Annotated in this window: 11 protein-coding genes; 1 reads left to right on the top strand and 10 read right to left on the bottom strand. The window is 40.0% G+C overall.

Annotated features, from left to right (window positions below):
• Positions 1–39 precede the first annotated feature (39 nt).
• The 9 genes from aspS to prmA all read right to left on the bottom strand — a co-directional run bounded on the left by aspS (position 40) and on the right by prmA (position 8,556).
• The gene (gene aspS, locus HMPREF0493_RS05580; protein WP_006352351.1) at positions 40–1,896 is read right to left on the bottom strand and encodes an aspartate--tRNA ligase; all 1,857 of its coding nucleotides are present in this window, start codon (positions 1,894–1,896) and stop codon (positions 40–42) included.
• Positions 1,897–1,899: 3 nt separating this feature from the next.
• Positions 1,900–3,186: a histidine--tRNA ligase gene (gene hisS / locus HMPREF0493_RS05575; RefSeq protein ID WP_006352350.1), complete on the bottom strand. Its 1,287-nt coding sequence runs from the start codon at positions 3,184–3,186 to the stop codon at positions 1,900–1,902.
• Between the two features lie 282 nt (positions 3,187–3,468).
• The gene (locus HMPREF0493_RS08630; RefSeq protein WP_006352349.1) at positions 3,469–3,642 is read right to left on the bottom strand and encodes a hypothetical protein; all 174 of its coding nucleotides are present in this window, start codon (positions 3,640–3,642) and stop codon (positions 3,469–3,471) included.
• A gap of 18 nt (positions 3,643–3,660) precedes the next feature.
• Complete coding sequence (locus tag HMPREF0493_RS08625) at positions 3,661–4,089, bottom strand: hypothetical protein (RefSeq protein ID WP_006352348.1); 429 nt, start codon at positions 4,087–4,089, stop codon at positions 3,661–3,663.
• A 3-nt stretch (positions 4,090–4,092) separates the two neighbouring features.
• On the bottom strand, positions 4,093–4,281 hold the full coding sequence (locus tag HMPREF0493_RS08770; RefSeq protein ID WP_316244699.1) for a PD-(D/E)XK nuclease family transposase: 189 nt from the start codon (positions 4,279–4,281) through the stop codon (positions 4,093–4,095).
• Positions 4,282–4,495: 214 nt separating this feature from the next.
• Positions 4,496–4,933 carry a D-aminoacyl-tRNA deacylase gene (dtd, locus tag HMPREF0493_RS05565; RefSeq protein ID WP_006352346.1) on the bottom strand — a complete coding sequence of 146 codons (438 nt, stop codon included), beginning with the start codon at positions 4,931–4,933 and terminating at the stop codon, positions 4,496–4,498.
• Positions 4,934–7,183 (bottom strand): RelA/SpoT family protein, encoded by a 2,250-nt coding sequence (locus tag HMPREF0493_RS05560; RefSeq protein WP_006352345.1) that lies wholly within the window; start codon positions 7,181–7,183, stop codon positions 4,934–4,936.
• A 16-nt stretch (positions 7,184–7,199) separates the two neighbouring features.
• Positions 7,200–7,562: a hypothetical protein gene (locus HMPREF0493_RS05555; protein WP_006352344.1), complete on the bottom strand. Its 363-nt coding sequence runs from the start codon at positions 7,560–7,562 to the stop codon at positions 7,200–7,202.
• Positions 7,563–7,611: 49 nt separating this feature from the next.
• The gene (prmA, locus tag HMPREF0493_RS05550; RefSeq protein WP_040457296.1) at positions 7,612–8,556 is read right to left on the bottom strand and encodes a 50S ribosomal protein L11 methyltransferase; all 945 of its coding nucleotides are present in this window, start codon (positions 8,554–8,556) and stop codon (positions 7,612–7,614) included.
• A gap of 64 nt (positions 8,557–8,620) precedes the next feature.
• Here prmA and HMPREF0493_RS05545 point away from each other — a divergent pair, with 64 nt between their 5' ends.
• Positions 8,621–9,127 (top strand): aminoacyl-tRNA deacylase, encoded by a 507-nt coding sequence (locus tag HMPREF0493_RS05545; protein WP_006352342.1) that lies wholly within the window; start codon positions 8,621–8,623, stop codon positions 9,125–9,127.
• 212 nt (positions 9,128–9,339) lie between these two features.
• On the opposite strand, the gene HMPREF0493_RS05540 is transcribed toward HMPREF0493_RS05545, so the two are convergent.
• Entirely contained in the window at positions 9,340–10,704 is a 1,365-nt protein-coding gene (locus HMPREF0493_RS05540) for a threonine/serine exporter family protein (protein ID WP_006352341.1), read from the bottom strand.
• Positions 10,705–10,961: the final 257 nt, after the last annotated feature.

Here is a 10,961-nt window from a genome sequence, read left to right as displayed (position 1 = left end):
CATTTTAAGCTGTTTCTTTGCATTCTTTTAAGGTTAAAACTAATCTTCATCCCAAGTAGAATTTTGATCAGCGTCTTCTTGAGCCATCTTTTCAAGACGAGCTTCAGTTTCCTTAACGCTCTTTTCAAATGATGGATCAACTTGAATACCGATGTCCTCAAGCTGTTGATCAGTAACAGGAGCTGGAGCGTGCATCATTGGTTCTGATGCTGATGCATTCTTAGGGAATGCGGTAACGTCACGAATGTTGTCCTTTTGAGCAAGCATCATAGCGAAACGATCCAAACCAATAGCCAAACCTGCGTGAGGTGGGAAGCCCATGTCCAAAGCATCCATCAAGTAGCCAAATTGTTCGTAAGCTCTCCTCTTAGTGAAGCCCAAAGCCTTAAACATCTTTTCTTGGATTGAACGCTTGTGAATACGGATTGATCCACCACCCATTTCGTCACCATTCATAACAATATCGTATGAACGAGCGTGGGCCTTGTGTGGGTCAGTATCTAATAATTTAATTCCTTCATCATCTGGCATAGTGAATGGGTGGTGAGCTGCGATCCAGCGGCCAAGACCTTCATCGTATTCAAACAATGGCCAGTCAACAACCCAAACAAAGTCAAACACGCCTTTAGGAATAATGTCAGTTTCATGAGCAAATTCGCGACGTAAGTGGTTCAAGGCATCACAACATACCTTCCACTTGTCAGCAACAAAGACAACCAATTCTCCGCCTTCAAGACCGAATTCTTTCTTCAAAGCTTCTTTGTTTTCATCAGTCAAGAAACGAGCTACAGGACCTGAAAATTCACCATCTTCATATTTAACCCAAGCAAGACCTTTTGCGTGGTAACGCTTGATGTAGTCAGCTTTTTCATCAATCTTCTTACGTGAATATGCCTTAGCACCATTCTTAACGGCAAGACCCTTTACATAGCCGCCATCAGCAATTGCACCAGAGAAGACTTTGAAGTCTGAATCCTTAAAGATTGGACTCAAATCGTGGATGAACATTTCGTAACGAGTATCTGGCTTGTCGCAACCATATTTGTTCATTGATTCAGTCCAAGTAATTCTCTTAATAGGAGTCTTAAGGTCGATACCCATAACATCCTTCATTACTTTCTTCAAAAGGCCTTCAGTATAGTCTTCAACACCCTTTTCATCAAGAAAGGAGGTTTCCATATCAATTTGCGTAAATTCTGGTTGACGGTCACCACGCAAGTCTTCGTCACGAAAACAACGTGCAAGCTGGTAATACTTGTCGAAGCCGGCACCCATCAAAAGTTGTTTGAACAATTGTGGTGATTGTGGCAAAGCGTAGAAAGAACCTGGGTAAATTCTTGAAGGTACCAAGTAGTCACGAGCACCTTCTGGGGATGACTTACCCAAGATTGGGGTTTCAATGTCGATGAAGCCATTCTCGTCAAAGAATTCATGAACCGCCTTCAAAATCTTGGCACGCAAAATAATTGCTCTTTGCAAAGTTGGACGACGAAGATCAAGATAACGGTACTTCAAACGAGTTTGTTCGGCAGCATTGATATCATCTTTGATTTCAAATGGTGGAACCTTTGATTTGTTCAAAATATCGATTTCAGTTGCGTAAACTTCAACTTCACCGGTCTTCATATCAGGGTTGACGTCAGAACGCTTTACAACTTTGCCCTTAACTTCAATACAATATTCATTGCCCAAGCTGTCAGCAATATCCATCAATTCCTTACCGGAATCCTTGTTAACAACGATTTGCACGATGCCTTCACGGTCACGCAAGTCAATAAATACCAAATTCCCAAGGTTACGTACGCGTTGTACCCAACCATACAAAGTTACTTCTTGGCCTTCATATTTGGTCGTAATATTGCCACAATAATCTGTTCTTTTGTCCATATGTTCCATTTTTTAGTCCTTCAATTTTTCCATTACAGTTTGCATATCATTTAAATCATCAAGACTAAGATCAATCGTCTTTCCGTCAGCCAAACGTTTGATGTTTAAGGTACCATTTTCAAGCTCCTTAGCACCTAAGGTAATAACGTATTTGGCATGAACACGATTGGCTTTTCTAAATTGTTGCTTCAATTTCTTTTGATCTACATCATATTGAGTCTTGAAGCCTTGCTTTCTAAGTAAGCGTGCAATTTCGACCGTTTTCATTTCAGTACCTTCACCAATATTGGTAATAAAGAAATCAATGCCATTATCCTCAAACAAAGCAGGATTTTGTTCTTTCAAAACAAGCATCAGTCTTTCTTCACCGATACCAAAACCAACAGCAGGAGTTGCAGGACCGCCGAATTCTTCAACAAGGTGATCATAGCGTCCACCACCGAGAATGGTAGTTGCTGATTCCCATAATTTCTTGTCAGCAACCATAAATTCGAAAATAACGCCAGTGTAGTAATCAAGTCCGCGAACCAGATCATCATCGATTACATAGTCAATTCCTAATTGGGTAAGCGTATTAGTGATAGTTTCAAAATTCTTCTTGGCATCATCATCGAGAAATTCACGAATTTTCGGTGCATCTGGCAAGAATTTTTGATCTTCTTCAGCCTTTGAGTCCAAAATTCTAAGTGGATTCATGCTTAAACGTCTTTGTGAATCTTCAGAAAGTTGATCTTTTAGTGGTGTGAAGTAGTCAACCAGGGCGTCATGGTATGCTTTACGAACAGCTGCATTACCTAAAGAATTGATATGTAATTCGTAATTTTTAACACCTAATTCAGCTAACAAATCATGACCCATCATAATTGTCTCAACATCAGCAAGTGGACTGCTTGAACCAAAGCTTTCAACACCAATTTGATGGAATTCACGTTGACGACCAGCTTGTGGTCTCTCATATCTAAAAGTTGGATCAATGTAGAAAACATTAAATGGCTTAACGATTTCCGGTCCATAAAGCTTATTTTCAACATAAGCACGAACCACGCCAGCTGTACCTTCAGGACGAAGGGCAATATGACGTCCACCCTTGTCGTCGAAATCGTACATTTCCTTTTCAACAATATCAGAACTTTCACCACTTGAACGTGCAAATACTTCATAGTTTTCGAACATTGGAGTTCTAATTTCTCGATAATTTGCGCGTTTGAAGAAGTTGCTTGCAGTCTGTTCTACCTTTTCCCATGAATCCGAGGTGCCAGGCAAAATATCGACTGTACCTTTTGGTCTTTGAACTCTCATTTAATCATCCTTTTTTATATTTGACAAAAAATAAAAAGCGTCCTTGAATTTAATCATGGGCGCTTCAGATTAGCACGGTACCACCTTTTGCTTGCTGCGGTTAACGCTCGCGAAACGAACCATTATCTGCTAAAAGGGTCACAGATTAAGATCTATCTGTTCTCGCACCAATACGAACAGTCTCTTAAATAGATCATGCTAATCCTCAATCTTTGTCATCGATAATTCCTTTTTAGTTTATTGTTTTTAGGTCTTAAAGTCAATCAATGTAAGCGATTTAGTTTAATCTTTCATCAATCGTTTTAATTTTTCGACAGGAATCTGGTCGGCAAAGTTGGTAATCAATTCTTCTAAAATTTGCTCATCTGAAATACCAAACTTACGGTAGCTTTTTATGTCATTTTTGATTGCTTCGACTGTGCCCTGGGTAAGGCCTTGATTTAAGCCCTTGCCCATACCTTGTTCAATACCTTGCTACATGCCACGTTCAATGTCTCGCTGCATACCACGCTTCATACCAGCTTCTTCTGCATCCCGTTCGCGTTCGAGCATCTTTGTCTCGTATTCCATAATAATCGACCTCTTTTCCGGATCTCGATTTATTTCTTTGATTTTATTTTGAGCATAATCAAAATGACGATTTAGCTTTACCAGCTCATCGTTCATTAACCTAGCTAGTCCTTGCAAATCTGGACTAACCCCTTTAAATGAACTTTTTGAATTAATAATAACTTTTTGCGCTCCGTCGTTCAACCTTTTTGCCCGATTTTGGTTCAAATAAGTATGGGCCAAATATTTTAAAAGGCCATCTCCTTCAGGATCAAAAGGACATAAGAAAATGATGTATGCTTCTTTCAAATCATGATAAGTCTTTCCTTTGCCTAAACTGTATTCACTATTCAATTTTTAGTATCGCATTCTCGAGCCAATGTCATGATTATTCGCAATCTGCATCTCAACATCATATAGTCGCTGATCCTCGTCTTTAACTAAAATATCCAACCTAACGCCTTTTTGCTTGCGATGATAGTCATTAAGTTCTTTCTGCTTCTCAAGCCAGTCAATACTTTCAATCTTTATCTCTGGCAAAATAATCTGCAGAAGATATTTGCAAAACGCTTTGTTTTACATCACCCAGCCAAATACCTTATCCTCGGTAAGCCCAAACCATTTTTGTTCTTGCATATGGTTCAACTTTCTTATCAATGTAAGGAATTTTCTCCCCACTTATATATTCGTAAAAAACGGGATTTTACCGAAAAATAAAAAATCAGTTCAAATTAATGAACTGATTTTTATTCGTCAATTATTAAAGATCAAGAACAATGGTAAAAGGACCATCATTTTCTAAACTAACTTGCATGTCTGCTCCAAATTCGCCGGTTTCAACATGAAAGCCATCATTTTCTAGTTCTTTGTTAAAATCTTCCCACAATTCCTTAGACTTTGGCGGACGCATTGCATCAACAAAGCTTGGACGATTGCCCTTTTTGGTATTAGCTAACAAAGTAAACTGGCTGACGCTCAAGATTTCTCCGCCAACATCTTTCAAAGATAAGTTGGTTTTGCCATTCTCATCCTCAAAAATTCTCATTTTGGCAATTTTGTCAGCGGCTTTTTTGACAACGGGCAATTCATCACCGTTTCTTAAGCCAACTAATAAAAGAAAACCTTTTTGAATTTTGCCAACTGTCTTGCCGGTTATATCAACTTGAGCATGATTGACTCTTTGGATTACAACACGCATCTAATTATCTGACCTCTTTGTTTCATATACATCTGGAATATCACGCAGTTTGCTTAAAATATCATTCAATTGTTCACTGTTGGAAACAGAAACGGTGACATAAATATGAGCGATATTTTCATCATTGACCTTACCAGAAATATTGTTGATGTTCTTAGTCAATGAATTCAATTTGTTAACGACATCGCTTAGCAAGTTGCCGCGATTGTAGCCAAAGACTTCAATATTGGCATTAAATGCTTGAGCAGAATTTTCTTCAACATTCTCCCATTCAACGTCGATTAACCGTCCTTGCTGCTGAGCCTCTTTGGTTATGTTCCGGCAGTCGCTTCTGTGAATAGTTACTCCGCGGCCTTTAGTAACATAACCGATAATTTTATCCCCAGGAACAGGGTTGCAGCATTTAGCCAAATGAAGCATCAAATCGCTGACGCCTTGAATCATGACGCCATTCTTGTGCTTGATTTTCATGACTGAAGAGTTGCCGTTCTTCTTTTTCGCCTTTTGCGTATTATCAACTGATTGCTGACCCGCGTTAAGAATGGCCTCTTCCCGCTTCTTCTGCTTTTCTTGTTGGTCTTTTCGTCTGATGTCTTCGGTCAAACGGTTGTAAACGCCCATTGCTGACTGATCGCCAAAGCCAATTGCAGCAAAAAGCTCGTCAGCATCATGGTAGTTAAAGTGATCGAGAATCTTCTCAATATGCTCTTTATCCATGAATTCTTTGGCATTCAAACCATTTTCTCGCAATAAATCAGCAACTTCCTGCTTACCATGTTCAATGCTGTTTTCACGATCCTGTGATCTGAAGTAGCGACGAATCTTGTTGCGAGCACGTGAAGTTTTAACCATATCAACCCAGTCGCGTGAAGGAGTCGCGTTGGATTGCGTCATAATGTCAATCACGTCACCATTTTTAAGCTTATAATCTAGCGGCACCAGCTTGTTGTTTACTTTAGCACCGACCGCATGACTACCAACTTGGGTGTGAATTGCATAAGCAAAGTCCAAAGTAACTGAACCTTTAGGCAATTCATATACTTCTCCTTTTGGTGTGAAAACATAAACGCGATCAGAGAAAATATCGCTCTTCACGCTCTTCATGAATTCATCGGCATCTTTGGTTTCGTCTTTTAATTCCAAAATTTCGCGAAACATGTCAAGCTTATCGCCAGAGGACGTTTCTTGAACACCACTAAAGTTGCCGCGTTTGTATGCCCAGTGAGCCGCAACACCGTATTCAGCAACTTCATGCATTTGTTGAGTTCTGATCTGAATCTCAAGTGGCCGCCCGCCAGGCCCAATAATAGTCGTGTGCAAAGATTGGTAACCATTGACCTTTGGAACGGCAATATAATCCTTAAACCGTCCTGGCATTGGCTTCCATTCCGTATGAACTGCCCCTAAAACGGCATAACAATCACGTACTGTTTTAACGATTACTCTAACTGCCAATAAATCGTAGATTTCATCAAAATCCTTATGCTTATTGACCATCTTCTTATAGATAGAGTAAATATGCTTTGGTCGACCATAAATTTCGTACTTGATGCCTAAGTTGTCCAGCGTCTTTTTCAAAACTGAGATCGCATCAGAAATATACTTTTCCCGTTCGCTCCGCTTAACAGCCACTAAGTTAACGATTCGGTAATAGGCTTCCGGATTCAAATAGTGGAAGGACATATCTTCCAATTCCCACTTGATCGTTCCGATACCAAGACGGTCAGCAAGTGGTGCATAAATATCCATCGTTTCTGAGGCAATCCGGCGTTGCTTATCAGGACGCAAATGCTGCAAAGTATGCATATTGTGAAGTCGATCGGCTAATTTGACCATGATGACCCGCAAATCCTTAGCCATAGCAATCAGCATCTTCCGGTGATTTTCAGCTAAAAATTCTTGGTGAGACTTGTATTGATACTTGTTCAGCTTGGTTACTCCATCAACGATAAAGGCAACATCTTCGCCAAACTCTTTTTTAATGTCATCGTTAGTTACGGGAGTGTCTTCGACAGTATCATGCAAAAATCCTGCGGCAATCGTATCCGGATCAAGGCCCAATGCTGCCAAAGTACCAGCAACTTGCGTTGGGTGCATGATATACGGTTGGCCTGAAGCTCGCTTTTGACCAGCATGAGCTTTATTGGCAAATTCGTAAGCTTTTTCGACAAAAGCAATTTGCTCATCGTTCATATATTTTTTGCAGGCATCAATTACCTGATCATGAGTCATTTCAACGTATTTTGACATCGATCTTCATTCCCTTCTAACGATAGATTCGGTCACTAATTAAACCAAAAACCTCAAAAATCAAATAAATCACGCCAAAAACGTAATTATATTTGGCAAATCTGGGAATCATGGCTAAATCAAAAACAATCGGTAAGCAAAGCAGCCACCAACGCGACAAGGATCTTTTCTTAATCAGCTTCCCCAGGAAGTAACAGATGACGCTGTTAATGATTAAAAAAACAATTCCCTCACGCAGCACAATCGGAATTTTTAATAAACTCAAAATATAAGGCACGATTGCTACTAATAAGGACCACCAAATGACTGGCATAAATGGATAGTTATTAAGGCGCTTAATCAGCGGTATTGTTTGAAACTTGGACCAGATTTTTTGCATTAGAGATTTTTCCTCTCACAAAAGTTTAATTTAGTATATTCTAGCACGATTATTGATCTTTTCTAGTAATAGAAAGCCCAATCCATCTTTCTTGACGCATCGTAAGATCAATCTTGAGGTTGTTGTCATCCAGTGCCTTTTTAATCTTAGGCAATTGCAAATAATCAATTCCAGAAAAGATGATTTGGCCGCCTTGATTCAAGTGCGCATCCATTTGCGGAATCAGATCAAGCAAAATTTCAGCCAAAATATTGGCAACAATGATATCAAATTTGCCGTCAACGTTGGCAAGTAAGCTGGTCTTTTGAACGCGAATATTGTTTAAATCATTCAAAGCAAAGTTTTGCTTAGCGGCAGTCATTGATTCATCTGAAATATCAGTAGCCATAACGTCAGTGGCACCAAGTTTGGAAGCAGCAATTGCCAAAATACCGGAACCAGTACCGACATCAACCACGCTCATAGGCTTGATCATTGCCCGCTCAAGTCCCATCATGGCAAGTTGAGTCGTCTTGTGATTGCCTGTACCAAAAGCCAAACCTGGATCCAGCTTGATCAGTTGCTGATCTTTAAAAGCAGGCTTGTAGTCTTCCCATTCAGGTACAATTGCCAGGTGACGTGAAAAATCAATAACGTGGTAGTACTTTTGCCAAGCTGTATTCCAGTCTTGATCAGCAATATAGCTGGTTGAGATCTTGCCATCCCCGATATTCAGGCCGTATCCTTTCAATTCCTGCAATTTATCGTTGAACTTTTTCACTAAAGCATCCTTATCTGCTTCTTCATCAAAGTAAGCCATAAATTGCATATCCTTAGGCAAATCCTTGATGTCGTCCATCTCAACGACGGTTGAATCATGCAGCCAGCCTGCTTGTTCAAAATCACTGCGTTTTCTGGCTTCTGTTCCTAAGGCATTTAAATTATCTTGGGCATAAATAGTTAATGCATCTTCTACTTCGTGACTGGTTTCAATTTTAATAACTAATAGCTTCATTAATAGTACTTGCTCCTTTAGAATTTTTCTTGTCAATGCTATCATAATTTTCGGAGGAAAGATCATGTCAAAGAAAAAGAAAAAAGATAAACTTGAAAAGACTTTGGTCGAAAAGATTTTAGACCAAAATAAAATTAAATATAGTCAAGCTTCATTCGCCACTCATGAAGATAGCGGCGGCGTTGCTCAAATGGACACATCTATTTTAAAAGACAAAGAACATCTAGTCTACAAGACTCTGGTATGTGAAGGAAATAAAACTGGTCCATTGGTCGGCGTTGTTCCAGTGACTGAACACTTATCAATGAAAAAATTGGCTAAGATTTCTGGCAATAAGAAGTGCGAAATGCTGCCACTAAAGAAATTGCAAAAAACAACCGGCTACGTTCATGGCGCCAATACCCCAATCGGCATCTACTTCAACCATCACCTGCCAATCTTTTTAGATGATTCCATGAATGACGAAGAAGAAGTGGCTGTTTCCAGTGGTGAAGTTGGCCGCAGCGTTTGGCTTAATCCTAAGGATTTAGCAGCTTTTTGCCATGCTAAAGTAACCGATCTGAAAGAATAAAGCGTTTAGAAAACATAGGAGAAAATGATTAGAATGAATATTTTATTAGGTTTGGCCGGCTTTGCAGTTGCCATGGTCGCAGTTGTATTAGTAATGCGAACAGCATTCGTTAAATAAGACAAATTTAATAGAAAGAAAAAGAGGTTGGAATTGATTTCCAATCTCTTTTTTTCTTCGTTATCTCGGACTCTTTCGAGTAGCTTATTAGCAACTTACAGGTCTACATGGCGCCATTTCTTGTCCGTTAAAATACGTGCTCCAAGAAGGCCTAGTGGCAAAGCAGCAGCGATCATCAATGCTTCAACAAGCCAGAAGGCACCGATATTGATATTGGTGATCCCAAAATTGAAGATTCCCCGATACATGTAAAGTCCTGGAACCATAATAACGATTGAAGGAACGGTTAAGGCAATTCGTGGGAAACCAACCTTATTTCTAACGATGCTGGCTAAGAGTCCTGCAATTAGCGCACCGATGAAGGCAGCTAGGGCTGCTGGAAAATGTGCGTAATCGACAAGGGTTAATCTAGTGGTATTAGCGATAGCTCCGATAAATGCAGCGGTCAGTGCCATTGACGATTTGGAATTAAACATAATTGAGAAGCCGAAGACTCCGCACATGCTGGCGATTAGTCGCAGACCGGTTAAAACAGGAATACTCAAGTTAAGATCTGGCATGTTTCCTGGCTTAAGCTGCAAGATCATCGCCATCCCCCATCCGGCCATGGTCGCAATCAAAATTATCAAGACGGCATAGGTCATTCGCTCAAGGCCAGACCTCATGTCCAGTTTTGACATGTCCAGTCCTGACGTAATAAATGGGAAACCAGGAATAACGAAGAGCATTGAACCAATATAGCCATATGCATGATCGTAATTAATATGGAAGAAAAGTCGCAAAAGCGAGAATGCAATCCAGTAAAAGAGGCAGGCAATGGCAACGCCAACGGCAATTTTGGCAACGAGCGTAATTTTTCGCTTACCCATCTCGCTTCTGACATAGTTGCCCATCCCCGCGCCGCAAAAAGCACAGATCACTTCAGGCAATCCTCCACCTAGTAAAAAGATGAAGCCGCCACAGGCTAAACCGGCAGCTAGACCTAAAATCCAGGTTGGATAGGTACTCTTATATTGGTTAATTTCATTCAAACGGGTTTTGATTTGCCCAAGAGTCCAGTGACCGTGACCGGCTCTGAACTGCCGGACGAATTTTTCCATTTGGTTTAGCTTGGTCATGTTCACGCCAGTTGCCGGCAAGGACAAGGTTTGTGAATATGATTGATTATCCACATCAAAGCAGGTGTACTCAATTGAGACCAAACCAATATCGGCCGAACAGGTAATTCCGAGCGTTCGTGCAATGGTATCCATCGAATCGCGGACACGCCAGGCACCAGTACCGCATCCCAGCATCATGATACCAACCCGGCCAACCAGTGAGCCTTTTTCAACTAAGGTTGCGTCACGAGCCAAGGTGTCGTCATCACTTTTGAAAAATTCTTCCCAGCGAACTCGCATGTGATGGTGATGTGATAACTTTCGTTTGCTTACTTTTTCTCTTTCCTTTTCTTCGTTCATAATGCCTCTGAATCAACTTCTATCTAATTAGTTAGCTTTTACAATTCTACCATATTAAGATAAAAATATTTATTTTGTTTTCAAGTGATAAGCGATGTTATTTAATACGGCTACATATAGATTTTAAAATAACATTTGCTTATTGTTATTGCCTAGTGTTTACTCTCCATAGAGTCTATTTATCAAGCATCTTTAGCATTTTGCATTTTGAAATTAAATAATATATTTACAAGCTAAATATTTTCATACGTTTTTGC

The sequence above is a fragment of the Lactobacillus amylolyticus DSM 11664 genome, assembly GCF_000178475.1.
GTDB lineage: Bacteria > Bacillota > Bacilli > Lactobacillales > Lactobacillaceae > Lactobacillus > Lactobacillus amylolyticus.
Note: the sequence above shows the minus strand (reverse complement) of the source record. Positions and strands in the feature narration are given on the sequence as shown.